General features: G+C 45.8%; 17 protein-coding genes, 1 rRNA gene and 1 pseudogene. 18 read left to right on the top strand and 1 reads right to left on the bottom strand.

Annotation, left to right across the window (positions count from 1 at the left end; all coding sequences use genetic code 11):
• Positions 1–29: 29 nt before the first annotated feature.
• The 4 genes from glpK to BXO88_RS10230 all read left to right on the top strand — a co-directional run bounded on the left by glpK (position 30) and on the right by BXO88_RS10230 (position 4,810).
• Positions 30–1,529 carry a glycerol kinase GlpK gene (gene glpK / locus BXO88_RS10245; protein ID WP_078037642.1) on the top strand — a complete coding sequence of 500 codons (1,500 nt, stop codon included), beginning with the start codon at positions 30–32 and terminating at the stop codon, positions 1,527–1,529.
• A 63-nt stretch (positions 1,530–1,592) separates the two neighbouring features.
• On the top strand, positions 1,593–3,038 hold the full coding sequence (locus BXO88_RS10240) for an NAD(P)/FAD-dependent oxidoreductase (protein WP_078037641.1): 1,446 nt from the start codon (positions 1,593–1,595) through the stop codon (positions 3,036–3,038).
• The gene (locus tag BXO88_RS10235; RefSeq protein ID WP_078037640.1) at positions 3,035–4,303 is read left to right on the top strand and encodes an NAD(P)/FAD-dependent oxidoreductase; all 1,269 of its coding nucleotides are present in this window, start codon (positions 3,035–3,037) and stop codon (positions 4,301–4,303) included. The genes BXO88_RS10240 and BXO88_RS10235 overlap by 4 nt, the downstream gene beginning before the upstream one ends.
• Positions 4,304–4,441: 138 nt before the next feature.
• Positions 4,442–4,810: a DUF1667 domain-containing protein gene (locus BXO88_RS10230; protein WP_078037639.1), complete on the top strand. Its 369-nt coding sequence runs from the start codon at positions 4,442–4,444 to the stop codon at positions 4,808–4,810.
• Positions 4,811–4,873: 63 nt separating this feature from the next.
• Here the strand turns inward: BXO88_RS10230 and BXO88_RS10225 are convergent, their stop codons facing one another.
• On the bottom strand, positions 4,874–6,106 hold the full coding sequence (locus tag BXO88_RS10225; RefSeq protein ID WP_078037638.1) for a hypothetical protein: 1,233 nt from the start codon (positions 6,104–6,106) through the stop codon (positions 4,874–4,876).
• A 529-nt stretch (positions 6,107–6,635) separates the two neighbouring features.
• Between BXO88_RS10225 and BXO88_RS10220 the strand changes: the two genes are divergently transcribed.
• The 14 genes and pseudogenes from BXO88_RS10220 to BXO88_RS16720 all read left to right on the top strand — a co-directional run.
• Positions 6,636–7,373, top strand: coding sequence for a glycerophosphodiester phosphodiesterase (locus BXO88_RS10220; RefSeq protein ID WP_078037637.1), 738 nt, complete (start codon positions 6,636–6,638; stop codon positions 7,371–7,373).
• A 37-nt stretch (positions 7,374–7,410) separates the two neighbouring features.
• Positions 7,411–8,526, top strand: a complete 1,116-nt coding sequence (locus tag BXO88_RS10215) for a C4-dicarboxylate TRAP transporter substrate-binding protein (protein ID WP_242945196.1) — start codon at positions 7,411–7,413, stop codon at positions 8,524–8,526.
• 89 nt (positions 8,527–8,615) lie between these two features.
• Complete coding sequence (locus BXO88_RS10210; protein ID WP_078037636.1) at positions 8,616–9,098, top strand: TRAP transporter small permease; 483 nt, start codon at positions 8,616–8,618, stop codon at positions 9,096–9,098.
• Positions 9,099–9,101: 3 nt separating this feature from the next.
• Positions 9,102–10,388 carry a TRAP transporter large permease gene (locus BXO88_RS10205; protein WP_078037635.1) on the top strand — a complete coding sequence of 429 codons (1,287 nt, stop codon included), beginning with the start codon at positions 9,102–9,104 and terminating at the stop codon, positions 10,386–10,388.
• Between the two features lie 326 nt (positions 10,389–10,714).
• Positions 10,715–12,385 (top strand): diguanylate cyclase domain-containing protein, encoded by a 1,671-nt coding sequence (locus BXO88_RS10200; protein ID WP_078037634.1) that lies wholly within the window; start codon positions 10,715–10,717, stop codon positions 12,383–12,385.
• A 22-nt stretch (positions 12,386–12,407) separates the two neighbouring features.
• On the top strand, positions 12,408–13,253 hold the full coding sequence (locus tag BXO88_RS10195; protein ID WP_078037633.1) for an HAD family hydrolase: 846 nt from the start codon (positions 12,408–12,410) through the stop codon (positions 13,251–13,253).
• A gap of 172 nt (positions 13,254–13,425) precedes the next feature.
• Positions 13,426–13,740, top strand: coding sequence for a hypothetical protein (locus BXO88_RS16545; protein ID WP_078037632.1), 315 nt, complete (start codon positions 13,426–13,428; stop codon positions 13,738–13,740).
• Positions 13,680–15,176, top strand: a complete 1,497-nt coding sequence (locus tag BXO88_RS10185) for an SseB family protein (RefSeq protein ID WP_078037631.1) — start codon at positions 13,680–13,682, stop codon at positions 15,174–15,176. The genes BXO88_RS16545 and BXO88_RS10185 overlap by 61 nt, the downstream gene beginning before the upstream one ends.
• A 373-nt stretch (positions 15,177–15,549) precedes the next feature.
• Positions 15,550–16,350 (top strand): sigma-70 family RNA polymerase sigma factor, encoded by an 801-nt coding sequence (locus BXO88_RS10180; protein ID WP_078037630.1) that lies wholly within the window; start codon positions 15,550–15,552, stop codon positions 16,348–16,350.
• A 54-nt stretch (positions 16,351–16,404) separates the two neighbouring features.
• Positions 16,405–17,364 (top strand): GTP-binding protein, encoded by a 960-nt coding sequence (locus BXO88_RS10175; RefSeq protein WP_078037629.1) that lies wholly within the window; start codon positions 16,405–16,407, stop codon positions 17,362–17,364.
• A 17-nt stretch (positions 17,365–17,381) separates the two neighbouring features.
• Entirely contained in the window at positions 17,382–19,421 is a 2,040-nt protein-coding gene (locus tag BXO88_RS10170; RefSeq protein WP_078037628.1) for a HelD family protein, read from the top strand.
• Between the two features lie 41 nt (positions 19,422–19,462).
• Positions 19,463–21,622, top strand: coding sequence for an ATP-dependent helicase (locus tag BXO88_RS10165; protein ID WP_078037627.1), 2,160 nt, complete (start codon positions 19,463–19,465; stop codon positions 21,620–21,622).
• A gap of 93 nt (positions 21,623–21,715) precedes the next feature.
• A pseudogene (locus tag BXO88_RS10160) lies at positions 21,716–22,144 on the top strand (response regulator); the annotation flags it as partial.
• Positions 22,145–22,730: 586 nt separating this feature from the next.
• Positions 22,731–22,825, top strand: a 16S ribosomal RNA gene (locus BXO88_RS16720); the annotation flags it as partial.

Here is a 22,825-nt window from a genome sequence, read left to right as displayed (position 1 = left end):
CTATCCGAGAACAGGAGGACATCTAGGATATGGCTAAATATGTAATGGCATTGGATGCGGGAACAACCAGTAACCGCTGCATACTTTTCGACAAGGCAGGAAATATCTGCTCAGTAGTACAGAAGGAATTCACACAGTTCTTCCCACAGCCGGGCTGGGTAGAGCACGACGCCACAGAGATATGGCAGTCACAGTTATCGGTTGCCCGTCAGGCGATGCAGAAGATAGGCGCTACCTTCGAAGACATCGTTTCAATCGGAATCACAAATCAGCGAGAGACCACCATCGTATGGGACAAGATAACAGGTCAGCCTGTATGCCACGCCATCGTATGGCAGTGCAGAAGAACAGCTGAAGAAGCCGAGAAGTTAAAGGCAGAAGGTCTTGAGGAAACATTCCAGAAAAAGACCGGTCTCATCATAGATCCTTATTTTTCAGCCACCAAGCTCCAGTGGATCCTCAGCCACATGCCGAACGCTCAGGAGCGTGCAGAAAAGGGCGAACTTCTTTTCGGAACCGTAGACAGCTGGCTTATATGGAAGCTCACAAAGGGCAGAGTTCATGTGACCGATTATTCCAATGCTTCCAGAACCATGCTTTTCAATATAAATACACTTGAGTGGGATGAGGATATCCTGAAGAAGCTGAACATTCCTAAATGTATGCTTCCTGAAGTCAAGCCATCAAGCTATATCTACGGCGAATCCGATCCGGAATTCTTCGGAGGTCCTATCAAGATCGCCGGAGCAGGCGGAGATCAGCAGTGCGCACTTTTCGGTCAGACCTGTTTCGAACCCGGAGAAGCCAAGAACACCTACGGTACAGGCTGCTTCATGCTGATGAACACAGGAGAAAAGCCGGTTTTCTCAAGTAACGGTCTTCTCACCACCATAGCATGGGGACTGGACGGTAAAGTAAATTACGCACTGGAAGGTTCCGTATATGTGGCTGGTGCCGCTATACAGTGGCTTCGTGATGAACTTCGTGTCATCGATAGCTCCTCGGATTCCGAGTACTTCGCAACGAGAGTCAAGAACACCAACGGCTGCTATGTGGTTCCTGCATTCACAGGACTCGGCGCACCTTACTGGGATCCGTTCGCGAGAGGAGTCATCACAGGACTTACTAGAGGCGTAAACAAGTACCACATCATCAGAGCAACACTTGAGTCTCTGGCATTCCAGACAAACGACGTTCTTCGAGCCATGGAAAAGGATTCTGACATTCACCTCACATCACTTAAGGTTGACGGCGGAGCCTGCAAGAACAACTTCCTCATGCAGTTCCAGTCAGATATCATCAACGCTCCTGTACACAGACCAAAGTGCGTTGAGACAACAGCCATGGGTGCGGCGTACCTCGCAGGTCTTGCAACAGGCTTCTGGGAGAGCAAGGAAGATGTCAAAAAGAATTGGCAGATAGACAGAGAGTTCAATTCCGATATGAGGGATGTGGACAGAGAAAAAGAGATCCGCGGATGGAATCAGGCAGTGAAGTCCACCTTCGGATGGGACAGAGAAAATTGTTGAGTTAGACAGCCCTTTGCAAAGCAAAATATTATGGGCATAAGTTCTTAAAAGGGAGGATAGAATATGACTTATGATGTAATCGTTATCGGTGCCGGCGTAACCGGCGCGGCTGTGGCGAGAGAGCTTTCCCGCTATCAGACCGAAGTATGCGTACTTGAAAAAGAAGAAGATGTATGCTGCGGAACCTCCAAGGCAAACAGTGCCATCATCCATGCAGGATATGACTGTGAGCCTGGCTCCAATATGGCAAAGATGAATGTCCGCGGAAACGAGATGATGGACCAGTTATGCAAGGATCTGGACATTCCTTTCAAGAGAAACGGTTCCCTCGTTGTATGCATCCACGAGGAGCTGCTTCCGGGACTTAAGGATCTCTATGACAGAGGCGTGAAGAACGGTGTTCCGGGCATGAAGCTTCTTTCAAGAGAAGAGGCTCTCGAGATGGAGCCGAACATCTCCGATGATGTGAAGGGCGCTCTTTACGCAGAAACAGCCGGTATCATATGTCCTTTCAAGCTGAACATCGCCATGGCTGAGAACGCCAATGTCAACGGCGTAGACTTCCGTTTCAACACCCGTGTTGAGAAGCTCGAGAGAAAGGAAGACGGTCTCTGGCATATCCGCACCAACAACGGCGAGTACACAGCAAAATATGTTGTCAATGCTGCCGGCGTTTACGCAGATGTGTTCCACAACATGGTAAGCTCCGAAAAGATCAATATCATCGAGCGCCGCGGAGAGTATTATCTCCTGGACAGAACAGTCGGCGATCACGTAAGTCATACCATATTCCCGCAGCCTACCAAGTACGGTAAGGGAATCCTCGTAGCACCTACAGTACACGGTAACCTTCTGGTAGGTCCTACAGCTATAGATCAGGAAGACAAGGATGCCACAAATACTACACAGTTCGGTCTCAATGAGATCTCAGCAAAGGCTTCCGAGAACGTAAAGAACCTGCCTTTAAGATCAGTTATCACATCCTTCTCAGGACTTCGTGCCCATGAAGATCATCACGAGTTCATCCTCGGAGAAGTCAAGGATGCACCGGGCTTTATCGACTGTGCAGGTATCGAGTCTCCTGGACTCACAAGCTCACCTGCCATCGGAGAGTACATCGCAGATCTCCTTCGTGACAAGATGGGGCTCACAAAGAAGGAAAACTGGATAGGCACAAGAAAAGATATCCTCGATCCAAAGAAGCTCACACTTGAAGAGAGAAACGAGCTCATCAAAAAGGAACCTGCCTACGGACAGATCATCTGCAGATGCGAGTCAGTTACAGAGGGTGAGATACTTGATGCGATCCACAGACCTCTCGGTGCCCGTTCTCTTGACGGCGTAAAGAGAAGGACCCGTGCCGGCATGGGACGCTGCCAGTCAGGCTTCTGCAGCCCTCGTGTCATGGATATCCTTTCCAGAGAGCTGGGACTTCCGCTCACAGAGATCACAAAGAGCGGCGGAAAATCAAACATTGTTCTTGAACACTCCAAGGAGGTAGCAGAATGAATACAATTGACATCGTAATAGTAGGCGGCGGCCCCGCAGGTCTTGCCGCAGCAGTAGCCGCAAAGAATGCAGGCTGCGACAGCATTCTGATCCTTGAAAGAGACTCAGAGCTCGGAGGAATCCTCAATCAGTGCATACATAACGGTTTCGGTCTCCACACCTTCAAGGAGGAGCTCACAGGTCCCGAGTACGCAGGACGTTTCATAACACAGGCGCTTGAGCTGGGAATCGAATACAAGTTAAATACCATGGTCATGGACATATCACCTGAAAAGGTCATCACCGCCATGAACAAGGAAGACGGTATGTTCCAGATCCAGGCGAAGTCAGTTATCCTCGCCATGGGCTGCCGCGAGCGTCCGAGAGGAGCTCTCAATATCCCTGGCTACAGACCTGCAGGAATCTTCTCGGCAGGTACCGCTCAGAGACTTGTTAACATCGAGGGATATATGCCTGGAAGAGAGGTCGTAATACTCGGTTCCGGAGACATTGGCCTCATCATGGCAAGACGTATGACACTGGAAGGCGCAAAGGTAAAGGTAGTGGCAGAGCTCATGCCTTACTCCGGCGGTCTCAAGAGAAACATCGTTCAGTGTCTTGACGATTACGGCATTCCTCTCAAGCTTTCACACACAGTTATAGATATCGAGGGAAGAGAGCACATCACTGCAGTTACCATCGCTGAGGTGGGTCCTGACAGAAAGCCGGTTCCGGGAACAGAAGAGCGCTACACCTGCGACACACTTCTTCTTTCCTGCGGTCTCATTCCTGAGAATGAGCTTTCACAGTCAGCAGGTGTTGAGATGAGCCGCATCACTTCTGGTCCTGTTGTTAATGAGAGTCTGGAGACAAACATCCCGGGTGTTTTCGCCTGTGGTAATGTTCTCCACGTTCATGATCTCGTTGACTATGTTTCTGAAGAGGCAGGCCGTGCAGGTCTCAATGCCGTTAAATATGTGAACGGACTTCTCGACAGCAACGCTTCAGGTAAAATAATCAAGCTCGCTGCAACAGACGGTGCAAGATATACAGTTCCTTCAACCATCGATCCGGGCCGTATGGATGATAACCTCACAGTTCGTTTCAGAGTCGGTGATGTTTACAAGGATTCCTATGTAAGCGTCTACTACGGTGAGGAGCGTGTTCAGCACAGAAAGCGTCAGATCCTCGCGCCGGGCGAAATGGAACAGGTAATCGTTAAGAAGGAAGATCTATTGGCAAGACCTGATATGGACAGCATAACCATTAAGATAGAAAAAGAGTAAAACAGAGGGGATTTGGAATCATCCTTAATTTATGTAAATTCCTGAGGCTTGTTTTTAAGTTTTGATCCGGAAAGCAAGCAAGAACAGAGTTATAGATAGTTATAATAGTTCCAGAATTTTCGGAAGGAGAATAATCATATGGAACAGAGACATTTAACATGTATCGGCTGTCCGATGGGCTGCCAGGTAACAGTCGAGATGGAAAAGGGCGAGGTCGTATCCGTTTCCGGAAACACCTGTAAGAGAGGTGATATATACGCAAGAAAAGAGGTCACTGATCCTACCAGAATCGTGACCTCAACCATAGCTGTAAAGGACGGCGACAAGGAGCGTGTTTCCTGTAAGACCGCCAGCGATATCCCAAAGGACAAGATTTTTTCCGTTATGCATGACATAAATCATGCAGTATGCAAGGCTCCGATAAACATCGGAGATATACTTATCGAGAACGTGGCTGATACAGGAGTTTCTGTAATTGCCACAAGAAATATCTCAATCGCAGGATAAAACTATATTTAAACAGAGCCGAAACCAGCCCAGTCCCGGTTTCGGCTCTTTCTCTTTAATATCTCACAGTTTTTCAATTGATCCCAGCATAGAATCTGCACCGTTCTTACTGTAGTTCGAAGTGCTGATGAATAGGAAATAATCCTTTTCTCCAACATATAAGCTCTTTCCGCAAAATGTTGTTTCTCCCTTTACAGTCTGTATGGACATAACCTTATGTTTGTCTCCGGCAACAGTTTCTTTTTTTATGTTTATATCCTTAACTGTATAGCCGGTATCTTTATAAAACTGCCTGTAATAATTCTGCATATCATCACCAAAAAGATAATCGTCTATAGAAGCCGGATCATCGTACTTCAATACTCTTAATTCAAAAATCTCTTTAGCATCATTCATTGCATAGGCCGCAACAAATGAATTGTTTGAATTGATTACCTTCATGATCTCATCATAATCATCCATAACATCCGTTGTGACTCCATTCATTTCGGCAAGTTCCTCAGAGTCTGCAAACTTGTATCCGTCAGGAAGAGTTACTTTATATCCAACATACTCATTTATATAGACGTTCTTCTTTACAGTACCAACAATATTCTCAGATGAAGCCGTATTGCCGATTTTTTCTATTTTGTCCAAGAATTCATCCGCTGCCGCTTCATCACCAAAAACCGAAACAGTTATGATCATCCAGTACCCGTCTTTTGACAGCATAACTATCTTTTGATGGATATCTACATCATACTCATCAAGAGTCGAATGCAGATAAATGACATTTCGTTTTTCTCCGGCGATATAGGATTTATTGATACTTGAATCACGAAGAGTCATTCCTGCTCCCTGAAGACCTTCTTTTATCTCGTCCCGAACAAGCTCAAAGACTTCCTTCTCACTTGAATACACGGTATCGTCCTTCACCAGGCCGATATTCATATTTCCATAGTCTGTATCACTTTCAGCATATGCGACAGTAATTGTTTCACCATTTCTTATCTTTTTTAGTACCGCATCGCTGTCAGTAATAAAATCAACCGAATATCCATTTTCTTCAGCAAGAGCCTTTGCGCCTGCATAAGAATATCCCTTTGGAAGTGCGACCCTGTAACCTATATATTCATTTTCATAAACATTATCCTTAGTAGTTCCTACATAGGAGCTCGATGAACTATTTTCAGAAGAGCCTTCGGAAATTCCGGTTTTTTTGTTTGTTTTAGCATAGGCCGTCGTAAACGGGAGAGCAGCCAGCAGCATAGTCATAGCCATGATAATGGCGATTCGCTTTTTGAACACTTTTATCATTACTTAATCTCCTTTCCGGCGAGAATTTAAGAAAAAACCACCGCAATCGCAATCCACTTCAATTTATACATCGTCAATCATGCCAAATTATTAAGTCTTAAAGCCTATGCCGCTATATCTATTTTCACCTTTCTCATTTAATGCCATAGTATTATTGTATATTTTTAATGTCTAATTATTAACAATCATTATTTTTATTGTGCACATAGCACAATTTTGTGTTGTTAAAAGCCTCTGTATGAGTTATGATTATCTCATGAAAATATTTTGCGGTTGTGGGAGACAAGAGACGTTCAACTGAAGGGTCATTTGCATAAACAGGTGATTTTTACATTTGACGTTATTTTTTTGCAGTCCTTCCGGATTGTAGGACAAATCTTTTTCTGTATTACATGCTGAAAAGAGCAGATACTTTTGACACTCACGTCATCGCAGACACCACACTGTATTTTTATAGCTGTTAAATGGCGAATCTTCATCTGCAAAGAAGTTTAAACGCGGAAAAGTGAAACAGCGGAAGGGAAATATAATGGTCAAAAATTTCGGTCATAGAGGTTTCTCCGGCGAGTATCCGGAAAACACCAGGCTTGCTTTTCAGAAAGCTATAGAAACTCCGGGGTGCGACGGCATAGAGATGGATGTCCACCTCACAAAGGACGGAAAACCTGTCATCATTCATGACGAACTTCTGGATCGTACATGTGTGAATATGAAGGGATATGTAAAGGACTACACCCTTGATGAACTGAAAAAGGCTGACCTTTCATTCAGATTTGCAGGTCAGATCGAGCCTCAGCAAATCATGACTCTTCGTGAGTATCTGGAGCTCTTTGAGCCGACGAAGCTCATTACCAACATAGAGCTGAAGACCGGCATATTTGTCTATGAAGGCATAGAAAAGAAGGTCTTGGATCTGGTTCGTGAATTTGACATGGTAGACAGGATCATCATTTCATCCTTCAACCACTACAGCGTTATGCGTACGAAGGAGATCTGTCCTGAAATAAAGTGCGGATTCCTTACGGAATCATGGTTACTGAATCCCGGAAAGTATGTGAAGGACGCCGGAGTAGAGTGTTATCATCCTATCTTTTACAGTAATACAAAGGAGATAGTTGAGGGAATCAAAAAAGAGGGTATAGAGATCAACACCTGGACAGTAAACAACGAAGAGGATATCCGTGAGATGATAAATGTAGGAGTGGACACCATCATCGGAAATTTCCCTGACAGGATCTCAGCCATCAGAAAAGAGATGTGCGGATAAGCATTATCAATAAATCATTTTTACAAGGAGGTCATTTATGAGAAAAATGAACAAGGCACTTGCAGTTATCATGGCAGCAGCTATGACTGCAGCAACCATCGCAGGATGCGGCGGATCAAACGCAGGTGGAACAACAGAGGCAGCTAAAACTGAAGCAGCTGCTACAGAAGCAAAGAAAGAAGAGGCTGCAACAACTGCCGCTCAGGCAGAGGCAGCGCCAAGCGACTACCACCTTGAATTAAAATTAAGCCACGTATTCGCACCAAATGAGGCACTTACCAAGAACATGCAGAAGATCGCTGACAACGTAAGAGAGAAGACAAACGGTGCTATCGACATCCAGTGCTTCCCACAGTCACAGCTTCCTGTATATCAGGACGGTGTAGCACAGGTTGCTCAGGGCGCAAACTTCATTTCAGTCGAGGACCCAAGCTACCTTGCAGACTATGTTAAGGATTTCAACGTACTCGCAGGACCTATGCTTGTTACAAGCTATGATCAGTATCAGTACCTTCTCACAACACCTGAAGTACAGGATATGGAAGCTCAGCTCGAGAAGCAGGGCATAAAGATCCTTAACCTCGGATATATCTTCGGTTTCCGTTCCATGATGACAAACAAGGAAATCAAGACTCCTGACGATCTGGTTGGTATGAAGATCCGTACACCTAAGTCAGAGCTCTATGTAAACACCATCAATGCTATGGGCGCTACAGCAACTCCTATGGGATTTGCAGACACTATCTCAGCTGTACAGCAGGGCGTAGTTGACGGTCTCGAGGGTACTATCGACGCTTACGGTTCAAACGGTTCCGCAGAAGTAGCAAAGAAGATGGCTCTTACAAAGCACCTCCTCGGTGTTTGCGGCGCTTACATCAACGTTGACGTTTACAACAGCATTCCTGAAGAGTACAGAACTATCCTTCAGGAGGAGTTCGACAAGGGTGCAGTTCAGATGGTCAAGGAGATCACTGAAAACGAAGCAGCTCAGATGGCAGCTCTCGAGAAGGATCAGGGAATCACATTTAACGAAGTTGATTCTGCTGCATTCCAGGAGAAGATCGCTCCTCTTTACAAGGATATGGAGACAAACAAGGGTGTTACACCTGGTCTCTATGACAAGTTCCAGGAGTACATCAAGAACATGAAATAACTGTGCCAAAGGTCACTCTCCACAACGTGCCTGCACGTTTGTGGAGATGTGACTTTCTATATAGCTTTAAAAACAGGAGATGAGCGCATATGAAAAAATTCATACGACAGAATCCAGAGGAAGCCATTGCAGCCCTCCTGATTGTCATCACGACGGTTTTGGTCCTCACAAATGTATTTTTCCGATATTTTCTGAACAAGGGTATATATTGGAGTGAAGAAGTCGCCACAAACTGCTTTGTATGGGCGATCTTCATCGGAAGTGCCGGAGCATATCGGAATGGTACACAGCTCGGCATCGACATGCTGGTGAACATGCTGCCGAAGACTCTACAGAAGATCGTGAAGATAATCGTTCAGCTGGTGCTTTTCGCCGTAAATGCATATATTCTTTACCTTGCCTGCATTTACGTTGACAAGACCCACAAAATCGCTACATCCGTTCTCGGAATTTCTTCAGCCTGGGTAAGCTCATCCCTTATCGTAGGCTTCGGGCTTACAACTCTTTACACGATCCTTCATCTGGTAAAGATGGTCAAAGATTTCCCGAAAAACACAGAAAAGGAGGTCTAAACGATGTCAGGATTAACCCCGCTTTTTATCGTGTTGATCTTATACTTCACCGGTATTCCCATCGCCTATGCACTGTTCGGCGCGACCCTTACCTATTTTGCATTTGCCAACACAGGATCACCTTCACATCTTATCCTTCAGAAGTTCATCACGAGCTCACAGTCCTTCTCACTTCTTGCCATCCCTTTCTTCGTAATGGCAGGTTCCATTATGAACTATGCCGGAATCAGTAAGAAGCTCATGTCCTTTGCGGACGTACTGACAGGTCATATGCCGGGTGCCCTTGCACAGGTAAACGTACTTCTCAGCATGCTTATGGGAGGTGTTTCCGGTTCAGCCAATGCAGACGCTGCCATGGAAGCGAAGATGCTGGTTCCAGAGATGGAACGCCGTGGCTATGACAGAGGCTTTGCCGCAGCAATCACAGCTGCTTCATCCGCAGTAACACCGGTCATCCCGCCAGGAATCAATCTCATCATTTACGCTCTTATCGCCAATGTCTCCGTCGGAAAGATGTTCATGGCAGGTTACATTCCCGGCATCTTCATGGCACTTTGCCTTATGGTGACAGTACACATCATTTCCAAAAAGAGAGGCTATAAGCCAACGAGAGAGAAGCCAGCCACAGCAAAGGAGATAGGACGGCAGGCTCTCGATTCCATCTGGGCTATATTCTTCCCCTTCGGAATCATCGGCGGCATGCGTATCGGTATCTTCACACCTTCAGAGTGCGGAGCAGTAGCAGTACTTTACTGTATAATCGTTGGTTCATTTATATACAAGGAATTAAAACCTGAGCACATCGCACCTATCCTCAAAGAAACTGTAGAGGGTACGGCAGGTGTAGTTCTCATCATCGTAGCTGCCAATGTTTTCGGCCAGTACATGACATGGGAGGGAATCCCCGGACTTATCTCCAAGGCACTTCTCAGCATTACATCAAACAAGTACCTGATGCTCTTCATCATTAACTGCATACTTCTCATCGTAGGTATGTTCATGGAGGGCGGAGCTGCTATGATCATCCTTGCACCGCTCCTTATTCCTGTAGTTTCAACTATGGGTGTTGACCTCGTTCATTTCGGTCTCATCATCATCGTAAATATCATGATCGGTGGTCTGACACCGCCTTTCGGTTCCATGATGTTCACTGTGTGCAGCATCACAAAGTGCACCATTCCTGAATTTGTAAAGGAAGATATGGCGTTTATCGTGGCACTTCTGGTGGCGCTCTTTATAGTCACATACTTCCCGAACCTTACTTTGTTCATACCGAACCTGCTGTTCTGATCGATGATGTCTGAGATACCGGAACGGGCCGGATCTGAGCAAAGTACCTTATCAATCTGTACCTTCACATTAATTCTTTTCCTTTATAAAGATCCGCGGAATGACCATAAATCATTCCGCGGATCTTTTTCAATCCCGAATCATCTACTCTTTCTATAAAGGATCGACATCAGCCTCAGGCTGCACGTACGGTCATTTTATCAAATCGGATTGAGCCCTCGCTCAAAATATAGTAAAGTATAAGGAGTTGGATTTTATTATTTCCTTTTAAAAGGACGTTTAAGACCCCGATTTTTATATTATCTGCGCATTACTAGAGGTGAACCATGACCCTGGGAAAATACTCTGAAACCTTCAGAAAGAAATATCTTAAGATCAAAAAAATTTCCCGTTCTGACCCGCAAAAATGTATAACTCTTATTTCTGAGATCATGAGAGAAGCAAACGCCGCAAACGAGTATGATGTTCTCGGCGAGCTTTACTACTCCCTTGGTTATGCCTACTTTATTTTGTCAGACACCGACAACTGTACGAGATATTTCAACACAGCCAGTCATTTTTTACTTAGTTACAAGGACTACGACACAGCCTGCCATGTAATCTCCATGCTGGGCGTATCATATATGAATCAGGGAAATCTCGCAAACGCTCTCGAAGCTTATTCCAGGGAGCTGGAGATCGCAGAGCAGCAGAACCTGCCGCTATCCATCTATAAAAGCTATATGCATTTCGCACAGTGCCTTTACTTCAAAAACCTGTATGCAGAATCATTGAAATATTCCCTGAAGGCAGACCTGATAGTAAAGAAGTATCCGGAATTCATCAACCAGACAGATTCACTTCCCATACATTATGCGACTCTCATCATGACCCTCACTGCCCTTAAGCAGTACGATAAGGTCGAATATTACCTGGAGCCTTTTGAAAATATCCTGAAACTGAAGCCCATGTTCAAAAAATCGCCGTATAACTACGTTCCGAAGTTTTTCTATAAGTATTGGACCAATGCTCCAGACGCAGCACTTGTGGAGAAGCAGGCCATAGATAACTGTCTGGAGATAGCAGACCATGCAGGAGAGTACCTCCTGATAATCAACGACTTTTTGAACCGTCTTTCTGAAATAAAGCATTACGACAATATGCTCAAAGTGGCAGACATGTTCGAGGGGATACTTAAGAACACGAACTATTACTGGCATCTGCAGGATATCAGCCGAAAGCGGATAAACTACTACGAAGAGACCGGCAACACAGAAAAGCTTTTGCCTGAGCTTAAGCGCTACTGGAAGTTTCATGATTTTGATGAAAAAGCCAGTGGCAAGATGCTCCTTTCATATTTTGACTCCAAGGAGGAGATCGCAAAGATCAGTAAGGAGAAGAAGAATCTGGAGATAGAAGTCCGCATGGATACCCTTACGGAGATCCCCAACCGACGTGTCATGGAAGAGAAGCTGACAAAATATTTTGAGGCTTCCTACAATCTGAGACCTCTCGGAGTGGAAATGCTTGACTTCGACCATTTCAAGGAGATAAATGACAACTACGGCCACCAGGTAGGAGACATTGTCCTGAAAACACTGGGAAAGGTTCTGAAAAAGCTGATACTTATTCATCAGCAGCACAAGGCTGAAAAGTTCGAGGCTCAAAGTGCCGCTACGAATTCCGTACAGAAGCATTTACAGCTTCTTGAGGATTCGGAGATCATAGTATCCAGGTTCGGCGGAGACGAATTTTTCATTCTGTACTACGGTATGCATCCCGAGGAGATGATCTCATACACAGAGACCATAAAGACTCTCCTTAAGAAATACATAGATTCGACAGGCATCGAATTCAAGGATCCTGTCACCATTTCACAGGGTCTTTATATCAAAACTCCTACGGAAAACGACCGTGAATGGGCATTTTTCCAGAATGCCGACAAGGCTCTTTACAGTGCAAAGAAGGAAAGAAACGGCTGCATACAGGTGGTGGAAATAAAGGACGAATCTATATAAATTACATCTCAGGACACAGTATATGAAAGCATTATTTTTTGACGTAGACGGAACATTACTTGACGAAAAAACACACAGGATACCGGAAAGCGCACTTTCGGCCATCAGGAGAACGAGAGAGCTTGGAAACAAGGTCTTCATAAATTCCGGCAGGACCAGCGGCATGTTGAAAAAGATACAGGGGCTTGTCGATGTTGACGGTTTTCTCTGCGGCTGCGGAACGGAGCTCATATATAACGGCTCTCCGGTCTACTACTATAAATTATCAAGAGAAATGAAGGAGCAGCTCAAACAGGTCTCAGACAAATACGGCATGCTTCTCTACCTTGAAGGCAGGGACGGATGGCATTGTCAGCCTTCTCAGGAGCTTTTAGACAGGCATCCCATCTTCAGGGAGTATTACACCTACATGGATGCCTTCATTCGCTCGGAAAACGGTCTTGATGCATCGGATTATGACAGTGATTACGAGATCTCAAAGTTCTGCGTTCATTCGGATGATGGACTGGGAAACGAAAAGGGAGAGTCTTGGGCAAGCCATAATCCCTCTGATGTTGAGGGATTTATAAAGGATTTTTCAGGTATGTTCCATATCATAGACCGTGGAAAGGGGTTCTACGAGAATGTCCCGAAAGGGCACGGAAAGGGCAATGCTGTAGACCGCATGCTCAACTACCTCGGACTCACGAGAGACGAAGCCTACGGTTTCGGTGACAGCACTAACGATATAGAGATGTTCAAGGCCTGCGGCAACAATATCGCTATGGGCAAGCACGCTCCCGAGCTTGAGGCATTTGACCCTTTTATAACCAAACGGGTGGAAGAGGACGGCATAGCATATGCCATGAAGGAACTGGGGCTTCTGTGATGATATGAACAGTCACGAGCTCACGTAGCTCCACCAGGTATGCAGTGTGACCATACCGGAAACACTATTTACGCTTAAAGAAAACTGTAATCATTTTTTCCGAAAGCCCTGCATTAAAACTAATGCAAGCTTTCGGCTTTTTTGTTATAATAAACACTCATGTGGGGTTAAAATGACCAAAGAATATTACGAAAGAAAGAAACAGGAGTTGGAAACTCTTCGCCTTAGGGCCGGAAAGCTGCAGCTTGAGTACATTCGTTTAGGGAAATGTGAGGGGAAAAAGGAGCAGCATGACTGGTGGATTAACAAAGGCAATCTTCGAAAGTATGTAAATCTTTTACACACAGCACAAATGCTGGATGAGGAGCTTGCACCTTACGAAATAAGCAACGGCATCCGCAAAATAAATCTACAGGAGCATAGAAAATGGCATTATTTGACTTTTTTGGTGGAAACAAGAAAAAGGCTGAGGCTGAACAGAAAATAGAGGAGCAGAAGCAGGAACAGCACGATCAGGCTGTGAAGCGTCAGGAAGAGGAGCATAAGGATCTTAAGTGGCCCGGTCTTATGCCTATAAACCTTTTCGTTCGTAAGCCTGAGGAGAAGCCGCATCTCACAGTTGTGAACGGATCAGCAGGAAACGAAGAGGCGGCAGAGACTCAGGAGACAACAGCGGAAGCAGCTACACAGACAGAGACTCAGGCTGAGACTCAACCTGAAACAAACGAGCAGCCTGTTATGCCTGTAACCAACATCGAGGACCCTCTCACAGAGGAGCGTAAGGCAGAGATCGGAAAGATCATCTTCGAGCCCGAGATAAAGCCTGAGATGCTTAAGGAGCTTTCACTTCAGGAGGTTCTTTTCCTTGAGGTAGCTATGGTTACAGCCAACAGAATGAAGGCTCTCGACAACTACGAGCAGAATCATCAGAAGATCCGTAATCAGTTCCTGAACCTCGTTCGTTCAGCTGAGAAGCTTTATGTTATCTATGATGCAAGAACCGGCTATCCACTTCTGGACGGAGGCTACGCTCAGATGTACCTCGACGAGGAGCACGCAAACATCGCAGCAAAGCTCTATGACGAGCAGCTTCGTATGACTCGTGTCATCGAGGTTCCAGGTATGTCTGTCAATGCTGAGAGACCTGACGGAAAGGTTCAGCTGAAGATCTTTGATTTCATGTACTTCCTTGGTCTCGAGAACGTGATCGTAGACAACGGCTGGTACAAGGGCTTCCTTCGCCGCAGCGAGATTTCAGCTCCGTTCTATATCAATGAGGATCCTGAAAAGATCCCTCCATACAATCCGGCACTCAGCTTTGCTCTTATCGACTATGTTGCAGAGATCAAGTGGCCTGTAAATTACGGAAAGCGTCAGGAGATCCTTCAGGGCAAGTTCAACCGCATCATGCAGCTTGTTCCTAAGTCAACCTTCATCATTCCGCTCCGCGCACTGGACGCTTCATCAACTAACGATGATAACCCATACGAGCATGATGATTCAGCTTCTTCAGATGTTCCGGAGAACACAGCTGCTGCAAATCAGGCTACAGAAGATGCAGAGGCAGCTGCAGCTGATGCACAGAAGAACAACAACCGCATTCAGCTTCCTGTCATAAACATTAACAACAAGAACATGCTTCCTGTTTTCACTGATATCTTTGAGTATTCAAAGAGCTTCGGTGATTCAGCATTCAAGCCTATCCGCGCTGATTTTAAGGGAGTTAACAGATTTATCGGAAACTACAACGGTATCATCATCAACCCTAAGGGACAGGGCATGGTCATCGAGCGCCGTGAGGCTCCTCAGCTTGTAGAAGTGGCTCAGGCTCCTGTAAAGTCTGCACCTGAAGCTCCTGCTGCCGGAACAGACGGAGAGGAAGGCTCAAACGTTATCAGCCTTAACTCAAGAAGAAATAAATAAACCATTGCGGATTGTACATGCTGTGTACAGAGCATGATCAGTGAATGGCGATGCATATGACACCGCATCACGATTAAACCGATTTTTTTTAATGCGGTTCCGGACAGATCCGGAACTGCATTTTTTATTGCTCGTTTTCTCCTTCGTCATAACATCATAGCCGGTTCTATCGCTATAACGAAGAATATAAAAGAACACTCTTTCGGTTTTAATTTATATATGCTATTCTATAAAAGTACCACGATACACGACCATATTTTGACGTGACTGTCAAAAGTCGGTATCGGACCACTTCACATGTAACTTTTGTGATGTTACAATAGATAGATTATTTCGGACAAAACTAAATTTTTCCATTTTTCGGAGGCTTATTTTGGATAACTCAACCATCGACTACGAAGCACTTGAAAAAGAGAATAGAGAACTGGTGGAAGCGATCCAGAATGGTACAGGTGCATCCGAAGCGGAAGCTGAGCTTTGCAACAGGAACAAGGGTCTCATCATGCAGATCGTCCGAAACTATGTTAATATTTCAAACCACACTCTTAGCGGAGAGGATCTGGAGAGTGTCGGAAAGATCGGTCTCATCAGAGCTGCAAAAAAATACGATCCTTCCTTCGGAACCAAGTTTTCCACCTATGCGGTCTACTGGATCCGCGACAGTATAGTAAAAGAGATATACAATGCAGGCTTCGGAATCAGACTTTCAAACCATCAGCTTGAGAGAATCTTTAAGGTTCAGTCTGTAGTAAGAAAATATGACCTCGAACATCTCGAAGGTACGGAGATGGTCCACGCCATCATGCAGGACACCGGTTTCTCAGAAGAAGAGGTAGAGAGGTGTCTTCGCCTCAGCAATATAGTTTTGGGAACAACTTCTCTGAATCGAAAGATAGGAAAAGACGAGGATGATGCCTCTGAACTCGGAGACCTCGAGATGTCTCAGGAAAATGTAGAGGATACCGTAATAGAGCAGGAACTTCATCAGGAGCTGTATCGTTCTCTGAACACTCTTTCCGACGATGAGCGGGACACCCTGGTACTGCGTTACGGACTTTATGACGGTAAGCAGCATACCTTAAAGGAGATTGCGGGACTTTACAGTGTTTCCATCGAAGCCATCCGTCAGAGAGAGCAAAGAGCACTAAAAAAGCTTCGTCAGGAGCTGAACTGACAGAAAGCGGCTGCATTCAGAAACCTAAACTTATTTGGAGGAATATCCAGCACATTGATCAAAATTGACCTGATTACCGGATTTTTAGGTTCCGGAAAAACAAGCTTTATAAAAAAATACGCAAAATATCTGATAGACCAGGGTGAGCGGATCTGTATACTTGAGAACGACTACGGCGCCATAAACATTGACATGGTCATGCTGAACGATCTTCTTGGTTCTAACTGCGAGCTCGAGATGGTGGTTGGCGGCGACGGACATGAAGCCCACCAGAGAAGATTCAGGACCAAGCTCATCAGCATGGGGATGCTCGGTTACACCAGAGTCATCATTGAGCCAAGCGGCATTTACGATATCGATGAGTTCTTTGATACTCTTTGCGAGAGTCCACTGGACAGATGGTATGAGATAGGCTCTGTCATCAGCATAGTTGACGGAAGCCGGGAAGAACTGCTTTCTCCGGAAGCTGAGTATCTTCTCATGTCTGAAAGCGCCTGTGCCGGAAAACTGATTATCAGCAAGCTGCAATCAGAAGACACGGTCAGCGTTTCCGGAAGGATAGTAAACCACCTGAACGAAACACTGGAAAAGTATAATTGCAGACGAAGATTTTCCGTTGAAAAGGACATAATAGCAAAGGACTGGGAGACATTTACAGATCAGGACTTTGAGTCTATAAAGAACGCAGGCTTCATGCATGCAAGTCATGTGAAGCTGCCGCTTTCTGATAACAGTGACTTTCAGTCCCTTTTTTACTTTGGCTTCAGAACAGACGAAGCAGATATCCGGGATCGTATCAGTAAATTATTGCAGGATACTGACGCCGGAAACATTATCAGGATCAAAGGCTTCATGGCCTTGTCAGATAGTGGATTTTTAGAGATCAATGCCACAAAAGAGAGCATTAACCTAAGCTCTATGGCTAATCATACAGAAGATGTACTAATAATAATCGGTGAAAAGCTCGATAAAAATAGAATAGCGGGATTTTTTCCCGGGGCAGTCACCGTATAACAGAAAGATTTGAGGATATGCAGGATAATATTTTTACAGAAGAACAGAACCATTTGAACGAGCTCTATAACAAGCTCACCAATATGAAATCTCAGATGGAGGCGGAGCTTATAGATCTCCAGAACCAGGCTCAGGAGGAAAAGAACACCGTAAGTGATGATCTCCAGTATGATTTCGTCGGTATCGAGGAGTCTCAGGAGACTCTCATTGAGTTTGAGACCATGAGCCGTGCGGTTGAAGAGCTTAATATCAGCAGCCGTACCGTAAGTACAGCCCTGTCCAAGGTCAACAGACTTTTACCGAGACCTTACTTTGCCCGTATCGATGTGCAGTTCCCTGATGAAACCGAGGAAGAGTCCTATTATATAGGAACCACCTCTGTTTCCAATGAAGATCACGAGCCTGTTGTGATCGACTGGAGAAGCCCTATTGCAGAGGTTTACTACAATCAGCAGATGGGCGAGACCTCTTACGAGGTTGACGGCAGAAAGATCCCTGTGGATCTGAAGCTCCGCCGTCAGTTCGATATAGAGCAAAATGTTCTGAAGGCTTATTTCGATACAAAGATCGCGCTGGAGGACCCGCTCCTTATACATTCTCTCACCAGAAAACGTACAGACAAGATGCAGTCCATCACCGAGACCATACAGAAAGAGCAGAATGCCATCATCAGACACCCGGATGTTCCTGTTCTTCTGGTTCAGGGAATCGCCGGCAGTGGAAAGACCTCAGTGCTTCTGCAGAGAATAGCCTATCTGTTCTACAGAAGACGTAAAAACCTCCGTCCGAATCAGGTATGTCTCATAACCCTTAACCCGGTTTTCCAGCAGTATATAGACCATGTACTTCCTGAGATGGGAGAGGCAAATCCTACCACCATGACATGGTCAGACTTCCTTGATTCTCTGGGAGTTGACAGTCTGGGTGAGGCTGATATCACCGAGGCTGATTCTCTTCATCAGATCGACGAGGGACTTAAGGGCTTTAAGCTGGATGAGCATTACCTCCACAACATAAACCTGAAGCGTGTCCGCGTCCTCGATAAGAAGCAGATCGCAGGGGTTCTTCGCAAATACAGAAATTCTTCATCCACCTCATGGATCATCCAGACAGCAATTGAGGATCTTCAGGAACTGGCCCGTAAAAACGCGAGAAAGATGGAACGTAAGAACAAAGAGCTGGGGGCCGATGACATTAGCTTCGACGATCAGGATCCTGACGAGAATCAGTTCGGAGGCGTGGCTGAGAAGATCAGAAGCCTCGACTGGCTGGATATCCAGGCCATAGGTAAGCATATACTCGGAAAGGATGATCTGACTCCTGCGGAGTACACCTACCTCAAGATGTCACTCACAGGCTTCAGCGACCATAATACCCGCTATGTCATCGTGGATGAGGTTCAGGATTACACCGAGGCACAGCTCATGGTCATGACCAAATATTTTAAAAATGCCCACTTCATGATGCTGGGAGATGAGTTCCAGTCTATCCACAGCGGAACAGCTACCTTTAAGGATATCGAGAACTGGTTCACTTCTCAGGGAAAGGAAGTTACGAACCTTTCACTTATGACCAGCTACCGTTCTTCACCGGAGATCACGAAGCTGTTCACAGGACTTCTTCCGAAGGAGATACGCATACAGACAAACTCTGTTCAGAGAGAGGGAATAGAGCCGACCATCATATCCTGTGAGACTCATGACGAATATGTGGATAAGCTGAAGGCCGTCATCGCTGAGAATACCCGTGAGGAAGGTCTCACTGCCATCATCTGCGAGGATCGTTCAGGCATCAACCTCATCACCAGAAGTCTCGGAGAGGATACTCCTCACGTAGTCCGTTCCTACGAGGCGCTCCCTAAGAGCGGAGTCGTGATGATGGAGCTTAAGCTTGCAAAGGGTCTCGAATTTGACACAGTCATCCTCCCGGATGTAACAGCAGGAGAGTATCCTGACAGACCGCTTTTCAGACATCGTCTGTACACAGCCATCTCCAGAGCTACAGAAAAGATCATCATTCTGTCAGATGGCAAGCTGTCTCCGCTGGTAACAGTCTGATGATAGCAGCAAAAACCATACATTATTAGGGAAGAAGTTATATGGAAGATATTCTGGCAGGATTAAATGAAGCACAGACTGACGCAGTCACATCGACAGAAGGCTTCGTCCGTGTTATCGCAGGCGCAGGCTCCGGAAAGACCCGGGCGCTTACACACAGATTTGCATATCTCGTAAACGATCTCGGAGTACTCCCCGGGAACATTTTGTGTGTCACCTTCACGAACAAGGCCGCCAATGAGATGCGCCAGCGTATCCATAAGCTCACCGGAGACAACGACACCGGCTATATCAATACCTTCCATGGTTTCTGCGTGAACATCCTGCAGGAGGACAGCCATGCCATAGGTTATCCGAAGAGCTTTATGGTGCTGGATAACGGCGACATAGACGAGATGCTGAAGATCATATACGAGGAACGTGGGCTTACCCTCCGGGACAAGACCTTCGGAAACGCACGTGACATGTTCGAGATGCGAAAGTGCATATCCGAGCCTTCATATTTTCTCGATATGATAAATCTTCCCATCGATCAGCTGCACAAGAAGTATATGGACGCCACTGAGGTGAATGACATCCTTTTCTATGGCTACCTCTACCAGCAGCGTAAGACCTTCGCTGTGGATTACAACGACCTCATCATACTGAGTCTCTACATATTTCAGGAGCACCCTGACATAGCTCTTAAGTGGCAAAAGAGGCTTGAGTACATAGAGATCGACGAATTTCAGGATATTGACCCTCTGCAGTACCGTCTCATGGAGGTTCTCTGTGCCTATCACAAGAATCTTTTCATAGTTGGGGATCCTGACCAGACCATCTACACCTGGCGAGGTGCCAATGTTAAATACCTCCTGGATTTTGACAGGCATTTTCCCGGCACAAAGACCATCATGATGCTTGATAACTATCGTTCCACACCTGAGATCCTGAAGGTCTGCAATTCTCTCATCAGTAAGAACAGGCAGCGAGTGTCCAAGGATCTGAAGCCGGTCCTTCCGGCAGGAGTTCCTGTTGTCTGTCATCTGGCGGACGACTCTGTGCAGGAAGCCACATGGATAGTGAAAAACATTGAGACCCTGCACCAGATGGGAGTGGAGTATAAGGATATAACCTGTCTTTACCGCGCCCACTATGTCACGAGGACCATAGAAGAAGTGTTCCTTAAATCAAAGATACCTTACACCATTTATTCCGGAGTTCAGTTCTTCGGGCGTATGGAGATAAAGGATGCCCTTTGCTACCTCAGAATGGTGGTATTTAAGGACGACCTGTCATTCCGTCGTATCGCCAATGTTCCCAAGCGCAACATCGGTGTCCGCCGCATGAAGTTTCTCGAAGACTATACTCAGGAGCATGGAGGAACTCTCTATGAAGCACTTCTTAAGAATGTGGATAATGAGCTCTTCAAGGGAACTCAGGCTCAGAAGTTCATAGCTCTCATTGAAAAATACGCCTCCTCATATGAGGAGAAGAACATCTCCGAGGTGCTTATTTCCATCCTTAACGAATCCGGTTATGAAAAGATGCTCCGTACAGAAGGCTCGCAGGAACGTCTCGATAATCTGGCTGAATTAAAGCAGTCGGTTTTCGAATTTGAGACCAGCGCAGGTGAAGAGACAGATCTTGAATCTTACCTCAAAAATGTTTCCATGTTCTCCAACATGGATGTACGGGATACCACTGACAGGGTCCGTCTCATGACAGTCCACACCGCAAAGGGGCTTGAATTCCCATATGTCTTCCTTTGCAGCATGTCGGAGGGTATATTCCCGTCCAAGAAGACCAACACTCTCGAAGGCATGGAAGAGGAGAGACGTCTCGCATTTGTCGCCATGAGCCGAGCTGAAAAGGGACTCTACATTTCAGAAGCAGCGGGGCGGAACTTCGACGGATCACCGAGGTACCCTTCCAGATTCATACTGGATATAGACCCGGAGCTTCTCAGCTACACTGAAGCTCCCAAGGCTTCACTACTGTCCGAGACCAGAAGCTATATACAGCTCGTGGATTCTCACTTCCGGGTTACAGCTCACTCTGATCTCTTCAGAATCGGAGACAGGATCCGGCATAAAGCCTTCGGAGACGGCACCATAAAGGATATAGATATGGATAAGAATGCCTACACCATAAAGTTCGATGACATGCCTACAGAAAGACAGATATCCTTCAGGGTGAAGCTGAGCCTCGCAGAAAACTGATAAATACATCAAATATGTACAGGAAAAGGATGTGCCTCAGGATTTCCATGACACATCCTTTTTACTTACAGTTCTCCTCTTTGATCATCATAGGTGGAATCGGCTTCCTCATCTGGCAGGATCTGGCTGTCCATATTAAAGACTCATGATTACAGATTTTTAACAGCAAAGAACGGTAATGAGGCTGTCATGATGACATCATCACACAATCCTGACGTCGTTTTTCCGGATCTGGGACTCCCTGATATGGACGGAATAGAAGTCATAAAGCAGATACGAGGCTGGTCAAACATGCCTGTCATATTCATTAGCGCAAGACGCGATGATGCCGACAAGATAGAGGCATTGGACGCAGGTGCGGACGACTATCTGACAAAACCATTTTCGGTGGAGGAGCTGCTTGCGAGACTTCGCGTTACAGTAAGGCGCCTTGCTTTGATGAAGAACGATACCTCTTCCGACAGTTCTGTCTACACAAACGGAAAGCTGAGGATAGATTATTATGCCGGATTCTCCGCATTATATCCAGACACACATAGGTATAGGTTACAGGATGCTGAAGGTGGACTGAAATTTTTTTCAAAAAAGTGTTTGACATTCAAATTTTGAATTGCTATAGTGTACAAGCTGTCAGCGAGAGCTAAACAACAGTTCTCCTGAAAAGCACATAAAGAACCTTGAAAATCAAAGATCGATTAATACACAGACCCTGAAGATTCTAAGAATTAGATTTTCAGAGCGGAGAAGTTTTTCTGAAGAAAAACTTCGGAGCGATATGTGGCGATTTCTAATCGCCATCCTGCGAAAGCAGGATCGTCAGACGGCCTCAAGCCGGATGGCGACCTCCGGTAGTGATATGAGAAAGACTTCAATGCAAACGACCAAAGAGGTCAAGCGAATTTATTCGCAGTAAAGAATAACGGACAGAACAAGCTAAGCTAGTGAGTTCTGAACGGGATGAACTTAAAGAGAGAAATCTCTTAACATGAAATCAGAGAAAATGCCATTTGAATGCGCTTTGCGCAGGCATTTTCGTTTGATTTCGGCTAAAGCCGAAACCAGCCTCGCCGGCTGGGCGGCATCCGAATTTCCTTCGGAAACACGGATATAAGATGAGAGTTCGATCCTGGCTCAGGATGAACGCTGGCGGCGTGCCTAACACATGCAAGTCGAACGAGCGAGAGATGAAACCTAGTGATTCTC

It is taken from the genome of Oribacterium sp. C9 (assembly GCF_002007235.1).
Taxonomy (GTDB): domain Bacteria; phylum Bacillota; class Clostridia; order Lachnospirales; family Lachnospiraceae; genus Oribacterium.
The sequence above is the reverse complement of the archived record's forward strand: the minus strand, read 5'-3'. Positions and strand labels throughout refer to the sequence as shown.